The organism is Streptomyces sp. ISL-43 (genome assembly GCF_018614195.1).
In the GTDB taxonomy this organism is placed as follows: domain Bacteria; phylum Actinomycetota; class Actinomycetes; order Streptomycetales; family Streptomycetaceae; genus Streptomyces.
This window is the reverse complement of sequence record NZ_JAGGOT010000094.1, coordinates 1-20129: the sequence shown is the minus strand read 5'-3', so window position 1 is coordinate 20129 and position 20129 is coordinate 1. Positions and strand designations below refer to the sequence as shown.

10 protein-coding genes and 4 pseudogenes are annotated in these 20129 nt (G+C 67.8%); 6 read left to right on the top strand and 8 right to left on the bottom strand.

The features are described from left to right. Window positions 1-42: 42 nt before the first annotated feature. The 4 genes and pseudogenes from J7F03_RS38000 to J7F03_RS42505 all read right to left on the bottom strand — a co-directional run bounded on the left by J7F03_RS38000 (window position 43) and on the right by J7F03_RS42505 (window position 3005). Entirely contained in the window at window positions 43-1095 is a 1053-nt protein-coding gene (locus tag J7F03_RS38000; protein WP_214957744.1) for a ParA family protein, read from the bottom strand. Then, window positions 1092-2270, bottom strand: coding sequence for an ATP-binding protein (locus J7F03_RS37995; RefSeq protein WP_214957742.1), 1179 nt, complete (start codon window positions 2268-2270; stop codon window positions 1092-1094). Before J7F03_RS37995 ends, J7F03_RS38000 begins: the two co-directional genes overlap by 4 nt. A gap of 206 nt (window positions 2271-2476) precedes the next feature. Further along, window positions 2477-2722, bottom strand: a complete 246-nt coding sequence (locus J7F03_RS37990) for a hypothetical protein (RefSeq protein ID WP_214957740.1) — start codon at window positions 2720-2722, stop codon at window positions 2477-2479. Then, window positions 2719-3005: pseudogene (locus tag J7F03_RS42505) on the bottom strand (hypothetical protein). Before J7F03_RS42505 ends, J7F03_RS37990 begins: the two are co-directional and overlap by 4 nt. Before the next feature lie 249 nt (window positions 3006-3254). On the opposite strand from J7F03_RS42505, the pseudogene J7F03_RS37980 reads away from it, so the two are divergent. Further along, window positions 3255-4027: pseudogene (locus J7F03_RS37980) on the top strand (helix-turn-helix domain-containing protein). Beyond that, a complete protein-coding gene (locus J7F03_RS37975; RefSeq protein WP_214957738.1) occupies window positions 4009-4218 on the top strand; it encodes a DUF397 domain-containing protein in 210 nt (69 codons plus the stop codon). Before J7F03_RS37980 ends, J7F03_RS37975 begins: the two are co-directional and overlap by 19 nt. Window positions 4219-4294: 76 nt before the next feature. On the opposite strand, the gene pglX is transcribed toward J7F03_RS37975, so the two are convergent. Both pglX and pglW read right to left on the bottom strand, forming a co-directional pair. Beyond that, window positions 4295-7921 (bottom strand): BREX-2 system adenine-specific DNA-methyltransferase PglX, encoded by a 3627-nt coding sequence (gene pglX, locus J7F03_RS37970; protein WP_214957736.1) that lies wholly within the window; start codon window positions 7919-7921, stop codon window positions 4295-4297. Further along, window positions 7918-12594, bottom strand: a complete 4677-nt coding sequence (pglW, locus tag J7F03_RS37965) for a BREX system serine/threonine kinase PglW (protein ID WP_214957733.1) — start codon at window positions 12592-12594, stop codon at window positions 7918-7920. Before pglW ends, pglX begins: the two co-directional genes overlap by 4 nt. A 767-nt stretch (window positions 12595-13361) precedes the next feature. Between pglW and J7F03_RS37960 the strand changes: the two genes are divergently transcribed. Together J7F03_RS37960 and J7F03_RS37955 are read left to right on the top strand one after the other, a co-directional pair. Beyond that, complete coding sequence (locus J7F03_RS37960; RefSeq protein ID WP_214957731.1) at window positions 13362-15188, top strand: DUF262 domain-containing protein; 1827 nt, start codon at window positions 13362-13364, stop codon at window positions 15186-15188. Further along, a complete protein-coding gene (locus J7F03_RS37955; protein WP_214957728.1) occupies window positions 15185-16231 on the top strand; it encodes a CBS domain-containing protein in 1047 nt (348 codons plus the stop codon). The genes J7F03_RS37960 and J7F03_RS37955 overlap by 4 nt, the downstream gene beginning before the upstream one ends. A 115-nt stretch (window positions 16232-16346) precedes the next feature. Here the strand turns inward: J7F03_RS37955 and J7F03_RS37950 are convergent, their stop codons facing one another. After that, window positions 16347-18236 carry a DUF2075 domain-containing protein gene (locus J7F03_RS37950; protein ID WP_214957726.1) on the bottom strand — a complete coding sequence of 630 codons (1890 nt, stop codon included), beginning with the start codon at window positions 18234-18236 and terminating at the stop codon, window positions 16347-16349. A 622-nt stretch (window positions 18237-18858) separates the two neighbouring features. Here J7F03_RS37950 and J7F03_RS41720 point away from each other — a divergent pair. Both J7F03_RS41720 and J7F03_RS37940 read left to right on the top strand, forming a co-directional pair. Further along, a pseudogene (locus tag J7F03_RS41720) lies at window positions 18859-19182 on the top strand (DUF2397 family protein); the annotation flags it as partial. A gap of 518 nt (window positions 19183-19700) precedes the next feature. Further along, a complete protein-coding gene (locus J7F03_RS37940) occupies window positions 19701-19961 on the top strand; it encodes an SbcC/MukB-like Walker B domain-containing protein (RefSeq protein WP_308380129.1) in 261 nt (86 codons plus the stop codon). Here J7F03_RS37940 and J7F03_RS37935 read toward each other — a convergent pair. Further along, window positions 19938-20129, bottom strand: a pseudogene (locus J7F03_RS37935) (IS982 family transposase); the annotation flags it as partial. The gene J7F03_RS37940 and the pseudogene J7F03_RS37935 sit on opposite strands and share 24 nt — an antisense overlap.

Here is a 20129-nt window from a genome sequence, read left to right as displayed (position 1 = left end):
GATGATCGTAGGCGGCTGGGCAGCGGGCGAATGAGCCGCTTTTCAGTCCATTGTCTTTCGGTCCAGCACTGCTTCTGCGCGGTCCTGGACCTTCTCGGCCAGCGAGCGGAACTCCTGGTAACACGTCTGCACGTACTTCTGGGTGCTTCCCAGCGCGCCGTCAGCGGCACGGAGGTCGAACATCGGCTTGCGGGCGTCGTGGGCCAGCGGCATCAGGCTGCGGTAGTTGCGCAGCGTGGCGATCTCGTACGAGCGGTCGTCATCGGGCCATGCGACATGGCCGAGCACCGCGGTGCCGTACACCCAGGGCATACGCGCCAGCCAGCGCTCGTAGGCCCGCACTGGCCGGTCGAGCCGCATCTCCGGCTGCATGATCACGTAGCCGAGCGGTTCCATGGCCGCAACGGGTGAGGAGATCGTCGCCGGGATATGCGGTTGCACCAGGTTCTGCCACTGCCTACGCCAATCCCGCAGGGTGGGCCCGAGGTTGAGGAGTCCCTTGAGTGAGAAGAGGTCCGCGGCCATCGGCGTGAGCACGGTATCCGCGGCGAGCAGCGCGGCCCGGTTGATGGCGCCGAGGTTCGGCCCCACGTCGATGAGGACGAGATCGGCATCGACCTCGGCCGCGGCTTGCTCGATGATGCGGTGGAAGGCCGTGGTCGTCCGGATCGCCGCCTGGTCGCCGCCGTAGCCCTGGAGCCATGCGGCGGACAGCTTGTCCTCGAACTTGCTGAGCTCGAGATTGCCCGGCAGCAGCCACAGCCCCTCGGTCACCGTCACAGGGCTGACGGGCTGGATGTCGCCGGTACCTTCGAGGATGGGGCGCACCGCGTCGGCGATCGTGCGTTGGCTCTCCGTCCGCGTGAAGAGCTTCCGCTGCTCCGGGTAGCCGTTCTGTGCGAAGAGCTCGGAGTCCTTCCCCCATAGCTGTTCCAGCTCGTCCTCGTCCAGGATGGCCGCGGTGAGGTTGGACTGCGGGTCGAGGTCCACGGCCAGGACCCGCGAGCCCTGCCGCTGCAGCATGTGCGCCAGGTGGTAGGCCAGGGTGGTCTTGCCCACGCCCCCCTTGTTGTTGAACAGGGCGATGGAGATCACTGCGCGCTCCTCAGGGTCACGGACCAGGACGAGTCGTCGACTAGGTACTCGGCGGGCGGATTCCCGTTGCGTTCGAGCGCCGCGCGGACCCGCCCGATCCCCCGGCCGAATCGGTTCACGTAGCCGAGCGACTTCATGGCCGCGGCCAGGGACGGATTGCGGTAGTCGTTGACCCGGTCGAAATTGTCGCTGCGGACCTGGCCGTAGGGACCACCTGGATTGGTCACCTCGATCCGGTCGTCGAACCAGGCGACCCGGACCGGCGCGTATGAGGTCTCGTAGTTACGGTGCATGATCGCGTTCATGCACAGTTCCCGGAGGGCGTCGAAGGGGTAGTCCGGACGCTGCTCCTCCCGGAAGCCGCCCGTTTCGATCAGCCTGGTGTGCAGATGGCCACGCAGCAGTGTCTCCAGGCGGTCGGCCGCCGACACCACGTTGTGCCGCAGCTCCTGCTCATCCGCGATCGGCGCATCCAGATCACTGCCCTGATACCGGACGAACTGGACGTACGCACCGGGAACGAAGGTGCTGGGGTCGTATCCAGCGACCAGCAGCCCCGTCGGAGTCGCCATCCCGTCCAGGGTCGCGAGGCGCAGAGAGGCGAGCTGCTGCTCTACGGGACGGCCGTCCTCCTCCAGCACCTCGGGGCCGACGACCGCCGGCAGATAGGTCGACTGGAACAGTCCGAGATCCAGATCCCGTACACCGGAACCGAAGACGGGACGGCTGTCGAAGGGGCCGTCACCCACCCGGCGCCGCTCGGTCAGCACCCGCTCGTCGTCCCGGGTCGCCTTGCGGGTCGTCGGTCCCGGACGCACCCAGACGAACCCGTCGAACCGTACGGGCGGGGTCGCCGATGCCTCCACTCGGATCCGCACCACGGGTTTGCCCTTGTACGGGGCGACGGAGACGGTCATCGATGGTCGGTCCAGGATCAGGCCGTCATCACGCATGTCGGTTAGCGCGAGCAGGGCCCGGTCACTGGTGTCGACATCCTCCGCCGGCTCCCCGCCGTCCGTGACGCCGATCAGCAGGTCCCCACCGCCGCGCCCGGCCAGGTCGTTGGCCAGAGCACAGACGGCCCTTCGCACGGCTTCAGGCTTCTTGGCGTTGCGCTTGAACTCCAGGCATTCCGTCTCCTGCGTACCCAGGAGGTCAGCGAGGTCGGTCGTCATGCGTTCAAGTTCCCGGTTCTCTGTGCGGGGCGATTTGGTGGCGCGGCGCTCGGCTGTCTGAGCTGTGGCTTTCTGGACATTCTCTCCTGGTCTGGCGCGGCTCTGTCGCCCTATCCCGTCCCACAGCGTGCCACCTGCCACTGACAATGGCCGGGCCGATGCCGAATGCCGGTGGAGATGGGTTGCAGTGCCCGGCTTGGTGGCCGTCAGCCGGGCCCTGCTCGGACCGCCTCCTGCCGGCTGCGCGCGTTCACCTCGGCGAGGCGGGCGCGCAGCAGCTCCGCCGGGCCGATGGGCGCGATGTGGTCCGGGTCCGCGTCCCACTCGCGGCCGCCGCCGCGGGGGCGGAGCTGGAGGTACGGCCCTTCGTGGCCCATGACCAGGCCGACGCGGTCGAGGGCGGTGTCGCGGACGGTCGTCCCGATGCAGGGGAGGCCGGTGGTGCCCGTCACCGTGCGGCGCCCTTGGTGATCACGGTGGCCAGCAGGTGGGCCACGGGCGCGGAGCACACCCCGAGGTGCACGAGGGCGTAGAGGGCTTCGTCCTCCCAGGGAGTACGCGGTCCATGGCCGGGAGCTGAATGCCGGCCCGGCGCAGGGCCTCGGCGAGGGCATCATGGGCGTCGGAGGCCTCCTTGATCGTGGCCCAGCGGGCGGCCTCGGTGGTCCTGTCGGCCTTGGAGGGGGTGGTGTGGTGACCGGTTGTGTCGCTGTTCGTGCGTCGCTGCGTTGTCATGGGTTCGCTTCCTCGGTGGTTCCGCTATTTCCCTGCCCCGGCCATATCGATTGAATTACTCTGCGCATTCAGGGCACTACGAGCATGTATCCGGAGAAGGACGCAGACACCGCCGGCGGGATGTGCTTCCCCGGTGTACGGCGGTTGTTTCACACCTTCCACGGAGGCGCGCGAAGGGGAGCCGCCATGCCGCCGAGGCGAGTGATCACGGGCCGCAGCCAGGAGCCACGCCAATGGTTCGCATAGGAGCTGCGGTCACTGCGGACGCAGAGCGGCGACAGCCTGCGGCAGATCGGCGAGCGGCTGGGCTGGGACTGGTCGCTGTTCGGGAAGATGGAGAAGGGCGAGACCCTGGGCGGCCCGGAAGTCGCCCAGGCCTTGGACCAGCATTACGGGACTCCCGGGCTGCTGCTCGCGTTGTGGCTGCTGGCGGCCGGGGACCATACGCAGTTCAAGGTGCGGTACCGGAGGTACATGGCGCTGGAGGCGGAGGCGGCGAGCCTGTGGCACTTCGCGGTGAGCGTGCTGCCGGGGTTGCTTCAGACGCCGGGGTATGCGCGGGAGCTGCTTTCTGCGGGTGGGTTCAAGGGAGACGAGCTGACGAAGCAGGTCGAGGCGCGGAGGGGGCGGCGGGAGCTGCTGGAAAGGGAAGTGGCTCCCCCGTTCCGGACGATCCTGTCCGAGGCGGTGTTGTGGACGCCGTTGCGGGACGCGGGGGAGTGGCGGGAGCAGCTGGAGTACTTGGGGGAGATGGCTGAGCGGCCCGGCGTCACGGTTCATGTGCTGCCGCAGAGTGCTGGCACGCATGGCCTGATGGGTGCTGCCTTGATGTTTCTGCGGCTGCCAGAAGGGCGTACCGTGGCGTACACGGAGACCGTTTAGGGGCGAACTCATCGAGGAAACGGTCCGGTTGAGGGCTTGCAGCTCGCGTACGATGTGGTGCGCGACCTGGCTCTTTCCCGGCTGAGTCGCGGAAGTTCGTCCTGCGGAGGTTGGAAGTCCCGTGCGATCCATCAACCTGAGTTCCGCAAATTGGCGGAAGGGCAGTTACAGCAATCAGGACGGCGGTGAGTGCGTCGAGGTCTCCGACGACTTCCCGGCCGTTGCCCCCGTATGTGACAGCAAGGTCCCGCACGGGCCGCTGCTCGTGTTCCCTGCGGGCGACTGTGCGTCCTTCGTTTCCGCCATCAAGGGCGGGCAGTTGACCGCCTGAACCGCGCCACCCGAACGGCCCCCGTACAGGACCTGAGTCCTGTTGATCACGGGAGCCGTCGGAGTCTCCGGTGGGGCTACTTCTTGGTGGTACGCCGTCCACGGGTTGCGGCGGCCGGGCGCCAGGCGCGCAGGTCGTCGTCGGTCAGCCCGTGTTCGCCCTGCACCATCTGCCGGTCGCCCCGGAAGAACGCGGCCGGGGACGCACCGAAGGTTGCGTCGAACTCGTCATGCCACTGGTCCAGCCACGGCTGAAGCTCCAGCAGGCCGGCTAGGAACGGCGTCAGCTCCTCGGGGGTCAGCGCCTCGTGAGAGGCGATGTACGCGTCGAGGGCGTACGCCTGCTCCCGGTGATCCCAGCCGGCCCAGCCGTACAGGTCGGGCGTGGCCGCGTTGGTCTGCCCGTACGACACGAACCGCTCCTTCGGCACGTCCAGCTTTCCACGCGCCCTCCAGTAGGAGGAGCGGAGGAAGTCGGCGGAGGTGTACTTGGGCGGTACAGGGATGCTGTCGCGGATCTTCCGCTTGGCGGGCTCGTCCTCGGCAGCGTCCTCCTGCCGCTGGAGATCCCAGACGTGTTCCCAGTCCTCGCGCTTCTTCAGCCCGGAGGGCTTGTAGCGCAGAGCGGAGAGGAACGGGACGTGCTCGTCCGCCATCAACTCGGCGACGACGGCGGGCAGTTCCTTGCGGGGCGCGTAGATCTTGACGACGGAGACGAAGTCCTCGTCACGCGAGAGCGCGTCGGTGAGCCGGGAGAGCGTCGTGACAGTGGGCATCCCGTTCTCGTCGAACCAGTGCGCACGATCCTCGACCCGGGCCAGCAGCCAGGACTTGAGAGCCTTCTCCTGAAGGGCGTCCCACCCTTCGGTGGCCCACCGCCGCTTGTACTCGGGCCGCTCGACCATGCCGATTGCACGGGACGACTCAATGGCGTCGATCCGCTTCTGGACGACTTCTCGGTAGGGGGCGGGCCAGTGGACGGGGATCTCGGTGATGGGCGTGGACTCGTGCCGCCTGAACCACTCGCCGCTGGCCTGGCCTGCGGCGACCCGGCGTGCGAGAACAATTTCGAAGGCACGCTCGCCGAGGGAGAGCTCGGGGATGTCGGTTGAATCGGCGTCCTCGGAGAGGCGGAGGTCCTCAGGATGCAGGTTGTAGAGCGAGTAGACCTGCCAGTCCAGCTCTTCCTGGAGGGCGATCATCCGGGCGCGGGTGGACTCCCAGGTGCCGCGAACTGTGCGGAGAGCTGGGAGGGTCGGGGTCGTCTCGAGGGTGAGGATGGAGGGGCTTGTGGTGGAGAGCTGCTGGGCGAGTATGTCCAGGGTGGTGCCGAGGGCTGTGGGATAGGCGGGAGGAAGAGGGAAATCTTGGAGCTTGGTGCCGGTGAATTCATAGAAGTCCTCGAACGGGATGGTGGACTGCCGTGCTCCCTTCGCGTCCACAGTGCTGCCTTTATTGTGGCTCACCATCTTGAGCCAGAATCCGGCTGTGGAGCTATTGAGAAGCGCGACCAGCCGCAGGTGCTCTTCTTCGCTCGCCCCTTCTTGCAGCTTGATCATCGGTGCGGATTGTTTGAACACTCTCCCATGCCGGTCTAGCGAGAAGTGGTTGTGCGTTGCAACAAACGCGAACGGGATGGACCACGCGTGTGCTTTGGGATCCTTAGGGAGCTGATGCCATTCCCACCAAGGGCGAGCATCTCTGAAGTAGGTACTCCCGGAGAAGGTGGCCCGGTTTCCCAGCTCCGTACGAAAAGGCCAAATCCAACGGCTCAGCCGGGGGAGCGAAGCGAGTTGCTGCAGACTGCGCTTGGCGTCGTAGGGGTGGAAAGCGCTGTCCCCATTGAGGAATTCGAAATCCCGAATCTCGTCGCCAACTGTGAGACGCCTGACGTACGCTGCCTCTGCATCGATCCTGCTGAAGGTGCGAGGGGCAGCGGTCATCGCGTCATCGGCGCCCATGATGCCGTAGAAGCCGATACGTGAAATGTCCCGTTTCAGCACCCCCTGCTTAGCTTCGTTGATCCTCTCCAGCATCTCGAGACCACCATCTGCCAGTACCCACGGCTGGCTTCCGAAATAGCGTTTCCGGTCGAGGCCGTCGACCGAGACCCATTGGCCTGCAGATCCTGGGGAGTCGATCTGATCGACAATCGCCCTCCAGACCTTGCCCTCTTCGCCTTTTTCTGGCGCGCTGGGCTCTCCTTGGATGCTGCGCACCGTGCGAATGGTCTCCGAACGGCCGTTACGTCCACGTCGCTTGCCCACGAGGATTACCGTAGGAGTCCCGTGCCCAGGGATATAAGCTCCCGAGGTATCGATGACCTCGGTCAGCTCCACCTCGTGACCGAAATACGTCTCGATGAGTCGCGTGCCGAACTCGCGCTTCATGAAGGAGTTCGCCGTGATCTGGCCTACCATGCCGTAGCCACGTCCTTCGGCATCCCCTGTTTGCGCCAGCTCGAAGAACCGCTGTGCGAACGGAACCGACAGCGCGTACTTTCCGGCGCAGGCGTCGTACAGATCCCTATACAGGGCGTTGAGCTTCTTGTCTTTCACTGTGATGTAGGGAGGGTTCCCCACCACTAGGTGATACCGCCCCTGCTGCAAAATCCCAGGGTGCTCGTGCACATCCTCGGTGGCATACGAGAACGACGCCAGCGGGTCGTCCTCGCCATCCTCGTTCCCGCCCAGCGTCAGTTCCAACTGCCGCGCCTTGATCAGCGAGTCACCGACAGCCAAGTGCACCGGCCACTCATACTTCGCGGCCTCCGCCATGGTCCGCACGCCACTCGCCGCCATCGCTGTGACCAGCAACCGGAACCGCGCCACAGCCACGGCAAACGGGTTCAGGTCCACCCCATGCACCGAATCCAGCGCAGCCCGTACCCGCTCGTGCACGTCCTTTGCCGGCTGTCCCTCGCCCCACAGCCTGACCAGCCGCCGGAAGGCGCCCAGCACGAAGTGCCCCGACCCGCACGTGGGGTCGATCATCTTCAAGCCCTCGTACCCGAACTCCCGAACCGCCGGGTCCATCGTCCGGTCGAGGATGAACTCCTCCACGAACTCCGGGGTCTGGAGCAGCGCGTACGTCTTCCGGGCTGCCTCGCTCAGGTCCTGGTACAGGTCGCCCAGGAACCGGGTGTCCCAGCCCTCCGTGCCGTCCTCGTTCAGCTCGTCCGTGAAGTCGTGGACCAGGACGCCTGCTTCGTCGCGCTCTCGCCAGAAGTCGATCAGGTCACGCGCGCCGTCATGCGACAGCGGGACCTGGAACAGCGGGTTGTGCTTGTGGTCGAACAGCAGGCGGCCGGCCTGGCCGGTGCCCAGCTCGGCGAACGCGCGCTCCAGCCAGCCTCGGAACGTCGGGTCGGTGTCCTTGGCGACGTAGTCCTCATACCGCGCCAGCGCTAGGTCCCGGCGGTCGTCATCGGGGGCGGTCAGGTACGGCTCCGGGATCAGGTGGTTGTCCTCGCAGAAGCGGACGAAGACCGTGCCGAGGACCCAGGCCACGCCGACCTGGGTGACCCGCTCGTCAAGCCAGGAGTTCCACGTCGCCGCCGTGCGGCCCAGCTTGCGTGCCTGGTCGTACTCGGCGCGCAGGCGGGTGCCCACGTCCGTGACGGCCTTCACCTGCTTCGAAAGATCAGCCTCGACCGCTTTGACCTGCTGCTTCAGGTCGTTCAACAGTGCCTTACGGTCGATCACTCGACGTCTCCCTCGGTTCCATCAGTTGCTACAGCGTCATTCGTACGCTTCTTGCCGGACGACCGGTGGACCTCATCCACCCACGAGTCCGGAAGTTCAATCCACTCGCCCAGTCCGGCCTGGTACGCCACCGCGACCTGCCCCAGCTTCGGCTCCCGCGCCGGGTCGCCCTGCGGAACGAGCAGCCACAGCCCGCGTCCGCCCTGCCGGGCGGCATCCGCGAGTCGGTCCAGGACGCCCATCGCGTCGTACCGGGCGAAGACCGTCGCTTCAGTCAGGAGGACCGGGCCCGAGCCTGCCCTCGCTTCCAGCAGCGCGCGGACCCGGGGCTCCACCGCCCCCCACGCCGTTCGTGCGTACTCCGCGAACTTCATCGCACCCTTGGACCCGGCCTCCGCGACATCGGCCCTCAGCAGGGTCTCCCATGTTGGCCTCGTACCCTCCGGGACCAGCGCGTGCATGGCCTCCAGGAAGAGTCCGGTCACTGACACCACCCGGGCGCCAACCCCCGCCGACTCCAGCCCCCGTACCGCCTTCGGCACCAGACCCTGCCGTACCGTCAGCACCCGGTATCCGTCGCGTCGGGCCGAGTCCTTGAGTCGTTCCTTCGCGCGGATCGCTCCCGCGAGCGCAGGGTCGTCCGAGTACCGGGTCGCCGTACCCGCATCGGTGGTCTGGCGCCAGGCGCCGGTCGTCAGGTAGCTCGTCGCGCTGTCCATCCGGGTGGGCAGGTAGCGCTGGGTCCGCGTGTCCTCGCGCATGGACAGCGTGAGGTCGAAGCCCGCATCGCGCAGTGCCTTGGTCAGCGGCCCGCCGGTCGGCAGGTCGTGCGACCCCCCGCCGCGGCCGTCGGGGATGACCAGCTCGGGGAACCGTGACCGTACCCGCTCGTGCACGTCTTCGCCGGTCACGCCAGGCTGCCGGGCCTCCGGCACACCCGGGATCAGCCGGACCAGGCCGGCCTGGGTTAGGCGGAGCGCCCGCACCAGGGGCAGGTCGCGCGGGTAGATCTCCAGGCGCGGCGTGGCCGCCGCGTTGACCGAGGCCGCAGCCGCCAGTTCCACCATGCGTCGCTCGTCCCAGTCCACCGCGCCCGGGGGCGGGGTGAGCGCGGCCAGTTCGCCCAGGACCGTGGTCGCGGTCGGCAGCGTGTCCAGCTTGGCCAGCCGGTCGGCAACCCGGCCCAGCCGCGTCGCGTAGTCGAGCAGGGCGGGGGCCGTCGGGGTGTCCGGCGGGTCGCCGGCCTCGTCCTCGGTGGCTTCGCGGACGTCCAGCGCGAGCAGGCCCGCTCCCAAAGCCTCTTCCGTGGCCTTGCGGTTCGGCTGGTGCCGGAACTCGGCGGTTTCCGGGTCGAGTTGTTCTACCTCGACCACGGCTCGGACGGCCGCCAACGCGAGCGCGCGCCGCTGTTCCCGTTCGGCGAGCTGGGTGCCGCGGCGTACCGCGAGCGCGTCGGCGATCTCGACGGCCGAGGCGACGCGGCCCATGCTGGCCAGCAGCTCCAGGATCTCCGCCCGGAGCTCCGCGACCGCCGGGTCCTTCTGCCAGCGCTTGCGTTCCTCCTTGAGTATCTGGGGGATACGGCCCGGCGTCAGGTTGAGTGCGTCCGCGACGTCCTTCTGCTTCGGCCAGACTCCGATCGCCGGAAGCTCGCCGTGCTCGTCCGGCAGGCGCAGGAGCAGGCCGACCATGTCGACCTTGTTGCGGTTAGCGCGGTTGTTGTTCAGCTCCGGGACGAAGATCGTGGCGAGAGTGTCCAGGCTGACCGAGCGCAGCGCGGAGGGGGAGAGGCCGGCCGATGCGTCGGTCGTGGCGAGCTCGCCGGCCAGCGCCGATTCGGCGGCGGTCAGCTGGGCGAGCTCCTCCTTGGCCTCGGCCCGGCCCCGCGCGGTCAGCGGCGACAGCGGCGCCTCGCGCAGCCGCTTGCCCCACTCGCGCTGGCGGCGCTGGACCTCGCCACGGGTCTTGGCACCCAGTCCCGGAGAGTTGATGAGGCTGCGGCTGCTGTACTCGAGGAGCTCGCCGACGGTGGTGATGCCCAGGCCGTACAGGACGGACTCGGCGGCCGGGGTCAGGCCGGAGGCCGACAGGTGGGTGTCGCGGGTGACCCCGGCGGCCAGCTGCTCGCGCTGCTGCTCCGCGGTGAGCGGCTCGGCGTCCGCGATGGCGACATGGTCGGGGGACTGCGGTTGGGTCGCCTCGGGGTGGCGGGAGCGGTGGCTGGAAGGGACGGTCTGCGAGGCGTCCAGGAAGATCTTCTTCCAGGCGTCGCGCATCGGCTTCAGCTCGGGGTGACGCTTCGCGACGTCCCGGTTCAGGGCCTTCTGGAAGAAGGCGACCAGGCCGTCCCGTACGGCGGGCTCGAAGGCATCGGCCGCGATGGTCGCGTGCGGAGCCTCCTTCTGGTCCGTCATCCGGGGCAGGACCGAGCCGTCGCCCCACTTCGGGAGCTCGCCCGAGGCCATTTCGTGCAGGGTGACCGCGACCGCGTACCGCTCGGCGTGCGAGTCGTAGGCGGTACGGGTCAGCGTCCCGATGAAGGGGTCGAGGTACCCGTCCGTACCGGCCTCGTGGTCCTTCGCGGGATAGCCGGCCAGCGAGAAGTCGATGAGGACGAGCTCGCGGGTGCGGTTCGGGCGGATGCGGATGGCGATGTTGTCCGGCTTGATGTCGCGGTGCCAGACGCTCTCGCCTTCCAGGAAGTCGACGGCGCCGAACAGATAGTCGCCGTACGCCTCCAGCTGGTCGATCGGAAGGCGGCCCGCGTCGCGCAGCTGGCGGGCGACCGTCTCCTCACGGCGGCGCGTACGCGATCCGCCGGACTCGGTGCCCTCACCGGAATCCTCGCGCTCGTCACCCACGTACTCCAGAGCGAGGACGGTGCGGTCGGCGATGCGCAGGGGCTCCGGCTCGACGAGCCGGATCACCCGGGAATCGGGGCGCAGGCGTCCCATGACTCCGGCCTCGTGGACGAGGATCTCGCCCCGGCTGTCGGACAGGGCCACCTTGAGTACGGCCAGCGGGCGCGTCTTGCGGGCCTCGGCCTCAAGGTCGCGTACGAGGAACGCGCGACTGGTCGAGCCCGTACCGAGGCGCCGGCGGACCTCCCAGCGGCCTCCGAGTACGTCGCCCGCGACGGCTTCCAGGGGATCTTTCTCGGGAGCTTCGGGCGCCGGGGCCGCGGCCGGGGTGGTGAGCGCGTCCTCGACGAGCTCCAGCATCTCCAGGAACTCGTCCACGGTAGACAGCCGCTGCTCGGGACGGTACGCCGTGGCGGCCTGCACCAGGTCGTCGATGTCCTCGGACAGGCCGTCCACCAGCGCGCTGGGGCGCAGGCCCTCGCCTGCCTCCAGCCGGGCCAGCAGCTCGGCCTGGCTCGCGGCCGGCGGCTTTCCGGTGACCAGGAGATAGGTGAGAACGCCGAGACCGTAGACGTCCAGATACACCGGGTCGGCATTGAGCGCGGTCAGCTCGGGCGCCAGGTAGGGGTCCGAGCCCTCCGACAGGTGCATCGCCGACAGCGCGGTTGGCGCGAACCGGGTGGCTCCCGGAGCGGAGCCGCCGCTGCCGCTGCGCTGGGTCGCGATCTGCCAGTCGGAGATCTGCAGGTGAGGGGCCAGCCAGCCGGCCTCTTCGCCGACGGTCTGCCCCTGGCGGCCGCGGTTGCGGGGGATGACGTGCACGGAGCGGGCGGCGAGTGCCCGGTGGTGGATACGGCCGGAGTGCGCGGACCGCATGGTCTCGGCCAGTTGTCGCACGAGGGCCATGCGGCCGAGGATGTCGAGCTTGTCTCCGTACTGGAGCAGGTACTCGTCCAGGCGCAGGGTCTGCGGGTGGTAGTCGAAGATCAGCGCGGGGCCGGCAGAGTGCCCGGACGGATCGTACGTCTTGAGCTGGACGGCACCGGGGTGGCGGAAGCGCCGCAGTACCGCGGCCTCGCGGCGGGCGGCGTTCTCCACGGACTGCCGGATCGTAGCGTCCGAGCCGCGTTCGCGCAGGTAGATACGGACGCGGGCGGCCTCGGGCAGTTCGCTGTGCTCGGCCAGGTAGTCGGCCCAGGTCGGTCCCGAGTCGAAGGACTTCCGCTTCAGCTGGTACGGGCCGACCTTGTACTCCGCGTCACTGCGGCGGATGCCGATCCGCTCCAGGGCGGCCTTGACCTCCCGCGAGTCGACGGCGTTGATGCGGCGCCGCTCGTCCCGGGGCGGCTGCCGGAGCAAGTCGAGCAGCTCGGCGACGGTGTGGACGCCGTTCTGATCGTGGGCAGGGAGCCGTACGCGCAGCGCGTCGTCCGTGAAGCAGACGGCTTCGCCGACCCATACGCGCTTTCCGTTCTGGCCGAGCAGTCCGGCCAGTTCCTTGGCCTTCTTGTTGACCAGGTGCAGCGGGTTGCCGTGCGGGCGGCGGTGACCGCTGGGGGTGGTCTGTACCCAGGTGCCGTTCTCGCTGGTGACCGAGCCGTGCCAGTCCTTGAGCTCGATCATGAACACGCCGCCGGGGGCGACCACGAGGAGATCGACCTCGCGGACGTGCCCGGTGTTCGCGGTAAAGGTGAAGTTCGACCAGGCCCGCCAGGGGTCGGAGTCGGGCAGCGGCTCGCGGATGGCCTCCAGCCCGCGGTGCTCATGGTCGAACTCGGACTCGGTGACCGTGGTCCACCGGCCTTCCCGCATGCGCTGTCCCCGATTCTCGATTCCTTGTGCGCGGCCCGGCAGATTTCCGGTCCGGAATACTTCGATGGACGGGAAATGTGCTGGGGAAATCCTACCGGCGGCCTCTGACAGCGCGGACGGCAGTGGCGAAGGAGACCGGGCACCCTTGTCCGGCGTACTGAGGCCCGACGCCCCTGTCCCGGCCGGTGCTAGTGGAGATGCTCGTTGCGCGCCTCGTGATCCGCCTCTTGACCGTCCCGCTCTGCGCACCGATTCCCACGGTTCCCCCTTGCCGTGACGCCGACGTCGGGACTGATCATGAAGGCCGATGGCGGGGAAAGGCAATCCGGATCGCATGGCTCCTGGAGGGCGGGCAGTGTTCGTGCGGCTGTCGATGCCGTCAGTGCTCGCAGGTAGCTGGACCGTACTCGACCTCTGGCAGGTGCCCGGTGGCGGCGATCAGCTGGAGATCTTTACGGTGCCGGGCAGCCGCTCGACCTTCCGGCGCCCGGGAGCCGGGCACCCCGGCCAGCGGTTCGCGCGGAGCCGACGGGTTCGGCGCCGCGCCCCCGCCGCACTCGGGACGCCGTCCCACCAACATCGGAGCGCCCTGCGTGCGGGCAACGCCGCCCCGTACCTCGCCGACCGGGTCCCATCGAGGTGACGTCCTGTGACGGCTGAAGGCAGTGAGCAACTCGGCACACTGCGTTGACTGTCGTGCCGGCCGATTGGTCTAATCACTGACCGCGTGGACAGCACGTAGAACGGCGAGGGTGGGGAACAGGCACGTGGCGGGACTCGACAATGTGAAACTCAAGGCTCTCCTGTCGGATGTGGCAACGGGAACCCTTCAACTACCCGACTTCCAGCGAGACTGGAAGTGGGATGACGATCGAATTCGCGCCATTGTGGCGACAGTGACGCTCGACTATCCGCTGGGCGTTGTCATGACCCTGGAATCGGGTGGCGACTCGCCCTTCCGTGCCCGCGCCCTCACCGGCGCGTCGCAGGTGTCCGAAGCCGTGACGCCCAGCCTGCTGCTCCTCGACGGACAGCAGCGCCTGACCTCCCTGTTCCAGGCTCTGTTCCAGGAATCTCCCGTCGAAACCACCGACACACGGGGCAACCCCGTCGGGCGCTGGTACTACGTGGACATCGAGAAAGCCATCGGATCGCCCGCGGACCGCGACGAAGCCATCGTGTCCGTGCCGGAGGACAAGGTACTGAGGGCCAACTTCGCTCGTGACGTCGTACACGACCTGACGACCACCAGCGGTGAGTGTGCCGCTGGACTGTTTCCGCTGCGCATCGTGTTCGACACCGCGAAGGTGAATGCGTGGCGACGGGCGTACGAGAAACTGGATGACGGTCATTTCGATCGATGGAGCCGCTTCGAGGAACAAGTTCTCGAGTCCGTGCGCTCCTTCCAAGTTCCGATGATCAAGCTGGCCGCCTCCACCTCCATGGATGCGGTGTGCGCCGTCTTCGAGCGAGTCAACACGGGCGGCATACCTCTCAATGTCTTCGAGCTCCTGACAGCCACCTATGCCGGTGACCGCGCCTACCGCGAGCAGACGGGGGACTACTACCAACTGCCGCAGGTCTGGCGCGAGCTCAAGGAGGAGCTGGCCGGCCGCTACCGGGTGTTCGGCCGACTTGAGGCGGGCATCGACGATGGACTGAGTAGCAGCGACTTCCTTCAAGCCGTCGCACTGGTGCGCACGTGGTTGCGGAAGCAGGACGGCCAGGGCGTCGGCGTGTCCTGCAAACGCCGGGACCTCCTCGAACTCCCCCTCGCAGACTTCGAGTCGCTGGCTCCACGGCTCGCGAAGGCACTCGAGTGGGTGGGTGCCTTCCTTGAGCGGCAGTGCATCGTGCGTGCTGCAGATCTCCCCTACCGCACCCAGTTGGTGCCGCTCGCCGCAGTCAGGGCCATTCTCGGGGAGCAAACCGACACCCTCGGCGCGGAAGACAAGATCACGCAGTGGTACTGGTGCGGCGTACTGGGCGAGATGTACGGCGGCTCCACCGAAACGCGATTCACCAGAGATGTCGAACAGCTAGTGGCATGGGTCCGGGACGGGGGATCGGCCCCAGAGACTGTCACCGACGCCTACTTCTTCCCAGAGCGGCTGGACACACTCACCACCCGGAACAGCGCGGCGTACAAGGGGATCTACGCGCTGCTCATCAAGCAGGGAGCCGTGGACTGGCACTACACGGACGCCCCACTGAAACCGGCGCTGGTGGATGAGTACGGGGTAGACGTGCGCCAGATCTTTCCCCGGAGCTGGGTGCGCCGGTACCAGGGCGGAGTCAAGAACCGCCCCGCCAACTCCATCGTCAACAAGACACCGCTCTCGCTGCGCGCGGCTCAGGCTCTCACCGGAGCACCGGGGACCTATCTCGACTCCCTGGCCGTGGCCTCCGACATGCGCCGAGAATGGTTCGACGACGTCATCGGCACCCATCTGATTGATCCGTACCACCTGCGGACCAACGACTACGAGGCCTTCTACGCGGCACGGGCCAAGGAACTCGAGGACATGGTGTACGCGGCCATGGGCAAGCGGACGATCCTGCGGGACATGACCGACGGCAAGGCGGGCCGGTGAAACAACGACCCAGCACGGAGGAGCTTCTCGCGCGCAAGGGCACGGAGATGCCCATCGGGGACTTCCTGGAGCTCTTCGGTGTGCGGGTGCGTCGGCCGTGGAACGTGCACGACATCGCACAGGCGCTGACCGATGCCGGGCTCGCCACTCTCCCGGACTTCGCCAACTGCGCACCGGGCGACCGCGTCCAGATCGTCGCCCTTGCCACGACGACGCCGCTCACGCCCGGCCCCGACGAAGGCGACGCGGCAGGAGGGGACTCGCTCCCGTCGGCCGCGCTTCCGCAGCGTCTCCGGATCGGCGACCTACCGTCTGCGCGCGGTGGGGTGAGGTGCGTCGCCGCCACCACGGCGCTTTCCCAGGCCACCTACCTGATGCGCCACCGGGGATATGCGCAGATACCCGTCACCACGGGCATGACGACTCTCCACGGCGTTCTCACCTGGCGTTCCCTGGCCCTCATGTACGAGCGGGGCAAGGAGCCCAGCCTGGAGAACGCCATGGAGCAGGACTCCCTGCCGGTGGCCGACGTGCGACAGGAGTTCTTCGCCTGCCTGTCGATGCTCACGGAGAACGGCTATCTGCTGGTGCGAGGAGAGGACGGAAGTCTGTCGGGGATCGTGACGCAGGCCCACGTCGTCGACCGGTTCGAGAGCGCGGCGCGCCCCTTCTTCCTGCTCGGCGAGATCGAGTCCCTCCTGCGCCGGTGGCTGGGCGCGAAGCTCGCCGAGGACGCGATCAAGGCGGTTCAGACGAACAGAAAGCCGGAGCACCGTTCCGGCAAGGTCGAGGACCTGATGTTCGGCGACTACGTGTATCTGATCAACGGTGAGCAGAAGAAGCAGGCCATAGCCCAGCAGGCGGACCTGAACTGGGGCGAACTCCAGTGCGACTCGCTGGATCGAGGTCAATTCATCCGTCATCTGCAGCGGGTGCAGGAGATTCGGAACCGCATCGCCCATTTCGACGCGGAACCGCTTCCGCACGAGTCGATGAGGGAGCTGACCGCCTTCACCGCCCTGCTGCGCGACTACGTCGGATAGTCGGATAAGCAACCGCATCGCAATCCGAACCGCACGGCCGGCAGACCCTGTCGAAACGGAGCGTCCGTCTGTTCGGCGGGGTCTGCGCGGGGATCGGATCGCGTAGGGCGTGCGGTCACTCGGGGTTCGGCACGTCCGCGGCTGGGGGGATCAGTGCGCGGAGCTTCTCGCGCGTCTCCCGGTCCGTCGAATAGATGACCGTTCCGATCATGCCTCGGGTCAACAGGACCTTGTAGGTGTTGCGGACAAGTCGCTCAATGTCCTCGTCCGTTGTTGCCTTGGTGAAGGAAGGGTCCTTGGACGCGGTGCGGTCCACCCTCCAGCGGTCCGTGCGCCAGACGAGGTCCGGGCCCATGATCACGCCCGACCAGTCGTACTCGAAGCCCTGTGCGGTGTACACGCACCCGATCTGACCGAAGCCCGCGGGATCGGTTGCCCACAGCGGTGCCGGCGGCGCACCGAGCAGGGAGCGGTCCCCGTAGAGGTTCCACGGCCTTGCCCACTCCCCGATGGCCACGTCGGCGGGGAGTGCCGCCATGCCCGGAGTAATCTTCGTCGTCCACTTCCAGCAGTAGCCCGCAGACATCCGAGCCCCGAAGTCCTGGGCCCGCCGCGCGGTCAGGAAGTCCTCCATCTCCTGAGGGCTGTCCGCGGTCAGCAACCGGACCTTGCCGTCCGGCTCCCACACTGTGGGCCCATCGCCCTCCAGTCCCAGCAGGCTGGTGACCCACCGCAGGTATGCGTCGCTGCCGCCGCACCGGAACTGGCTGTCCAGTTCCACCACCGTGCACTCCAGCCCCTGCTCGGCTGCGGCTTGCCGGATCTGCTCCACCGTCCCCATCTCCCCCGGACGCACCACCTGATGCTGGTCCAGAAGGAACACCGGAACCCGGGCCGCGTCGATCAGCTCCGCCACCTGCGGGCGGCTGGTACGCAGCGCGGCCTTGGTGTACCGGTTGGCGGAGGTCCTGCGGAGCCGGTGCGCCTCGTCGCAGACGAGCACGTCCAGATCGTTGGGCTCTGACTCCATGAAGCTGTTGAAGTAGCGGAAGAGTCGCTGGACTTCCGGCTTCCGGGCTCCTGCAACCCTGCGCATCGTCTTGGTGAACGACTGTGAACCGGTGGCATGGAGAGCGGGCACCCCGCGCCGGTACAGATCACCCAGCAGGGACAGGGCGATCACGCTCTTGCCGGAGCCCGGGCCACCGGCCACCACGACCACTTGCTTGTGGTTGGAGCGCCGTGCCTTCCGGACCGCGGACATCACCGTTTCGTAGGCGAGCCGCTGCTCGTCCAGCAGCACGAACTGTTCCCGATTGCGGACCTCTTCAGCGGCGACGGCCATCAATTGCCGGGACGGCCGCACCTTGCCTTGAAGGAGCGCGTCGGCCGCGTGGGCGCCAGGCTTTGGTGCCAGCACCGAGCGCAAGTAGTTCAGGAAGGCGCCCCGCTGCTCACCGGTGAACATCCGGCCCCGATGGTCTTCTGCGACGCCGCGCAGCCCCGCGACCCCGAACTCGGTCGCGTTGTGCAGGTATGCCACCCCGGCTACCGACTCCGGGGCCTGTTCCAGTGCCCCGTTGAACGACACCAGGTAGTCGCAGTAGCCCCGGACCTGCTCGATCGGGTTAAGGACGGGCGCCGGGTACGCGTCGATGCGGCACCGCAGCGGGTCGCCGTCCTCCGGGTAGGCGCTACTCCATTGCTTGAGTTCCACGACCACGTACGACGGCCCGCCGCCGGCCGGATGCACGCCGGCCAGTATCACGTCCGCGCGCTTGCTGGTCAGAGGCAGTCCGTACTCCAGAAGCATCTCGACCTCGCCGAGCCCGGCTTCGACCAGCGCATGGGTGAGTGCAGGGATGCTGCGCTCCCAGGAGCGCACCTCCGACGCATGGGGCCGGTGACCGTGCTTGTGAAGAAAGTTCTCGGCCAGGAGCTCTGCCAGCCGTCCTTCAAGGTGGGTGCGGTTCGCCAACGACGCCGCGGACTCACGGAACAGCAAGAAAGTGCCCCCAGGCAGCACGAAGTAGCTCGTGCGGGTGGGGGCATGTCCTTCTATTCCACGAAGTGGAACGGAAGCCCGTCGGGCCGCTGAGATGATCCTCGCCATCCTAGGGCAGGGCGTGGCTCACGTAGCCGGGTGTCCCCGGGTCCGTACGGCGAAGGCGCTCCGGCGGGTCCGTCTCGAAGCGTGCTCGTCCGGACCTCAGCGGCCGTGCGCTCGGTGTCACGTGTGGGGGCGGGCGCGGTCACCGACGGTGGGAATCGGTCAAGTACTTTCGTCTCTGCCGCTCAGAGACGAGAGGCTGGGAAAGTGGCGGGTGATGGACTTGACTGCTTCCCGGCCACAGAGCCGGTCGGACGGGTACGGGCCGTTCGCGCATCTCACCGCCCCGAACGTACTGCCTTACCGCTCAGTGATTCGGGCGTTCCTGGTCGCCAAGGAGCGGTTCGCCGTGCATCTGCGGGCCCGAGGACGTACGCAGGGCTGCCCGCCGGGATCCGGCCGGGCGAGCTCGATGCCGTGGCCAAGGCGTTCGATAGCCTGGTAGGCGGGGGATTTGCCGGGCTGACCCGGACACCGGACGGTCACGGCCGTCGAGGACTTCTACCGCCAGCGGTTCATCTACCAGCTCACGCGGGATGGCGAGGCGGCCGAGGAGGCCCCGTCCGCGTACGACGAGGCGCTCGGGCGGCGGGGTGCGCTGCAGGCCGTCGCGCTGCACGACATCGTCACCCAGCTGCGTGCCCTTCTTGTGCTGGCAGCCGAGGAGGAGCCGGATCCGGCCACGACGCATCTCGCGCTGGACGGGCTCGCCAGCCGCTTCGCCGCGCTCGCCGACAACGCGCGGGCCTTCATGGGCTCCCTCCAGCGCACCATCGACCTTCACGACGTGGGGGAGGAGGTCCTCCTCGCCTACAAGGTCCAGCTCATCCAGTACCTGGAGCGGTTCATCCAGGACCTGATCACCCTCGGCGGGCGCATCGCCCGGCTGATCCTGGAGTGCTGCACGCCGCTGCCGCCCGTGAGGCCGCGGATGCCACCCCGCAGGAGGCTGCTTACGCGGAGCAGGCGGCGTACGAGCGGTGGGCCGGTCGGTGGGCCGGGCTGGCAGCCTGAGATCCGGATCACTGCTTTGGCTGATGGATCCGCGGCTGAGGTCCGCACGCCGGGCGGTATCCTCCGCGGCCCCGACCACCATCGAGATCCTCGACCTGGCGGACGGAGTGGAAGGAGGGCGGCGGACGATGAGCACCCTGCTGGCCGAAATGCTGGACGGGCGCATGCCGCGGAACTGCGCAAGGCTGCCCGCGTTCTGCTGAACATCCGCTGCTGCCTGCCGGCGGCACGCCTCCGGCCTGCGCGAGTGGTTCGACCGCAACACCGGCCGGTCCCTTCACACACGGCCGCTGGGTACCCGCCACGGTCCCGGCTTCAGGAGGTTAGGGCGTCCTGGCCGTCTCCGTGCCTCTGTTCGCCGCCGCCTCGTCGCATTGCGCGAGCGCGAGCAGCCCGGATGCACCACGCCTCGTCACTCTGGACGAGGCGTTCGCCGGTGTCGACGACGACTCGCACGCCAAGTGCCTGGACCTCCTGCATGCCTTCGACCTGGATGTGGTCATGACTAGCGAGCGGGAGTGGCCCTGGCACGCCTCCACGAGCTTGGTGCACCTTCCGCTAGACGAGTCTTTCCGAATACGGTCAGTGGTCGTAGGCGGTCAGTGAACGGCTGACCGCCTGTCCGGTCTGATGGTTGTGCCAGATGGCCGCGGTCATCGCGAGGATGCGCTGCGCGACTCGGACCCCGACGCCTTCAGGGGTGCGTCCACCGTGTTGTTCGAGGTCAAGCTGGCCTTTGAGGGTGTCGTTGACCGATTCGATGAGCTGGCGGAC

Excerpts from the sequence above, each read along its gene's own strand:
- J7F03_RS37995 (WP_214957742.1), bottom strand. The coding sequence starts at position 2,270 with ATGACGACCGACCTCGCTGACCTCCTGGGTACGCAGGAGACGGAATGC.
- pglW (WP_214957733.1), bottom strand. The coding sequence starts at position 12,594 with ATGCGGGAAGGCCGGTGGACCACGGTCACCGAGTCCGAGTTCGACCAT.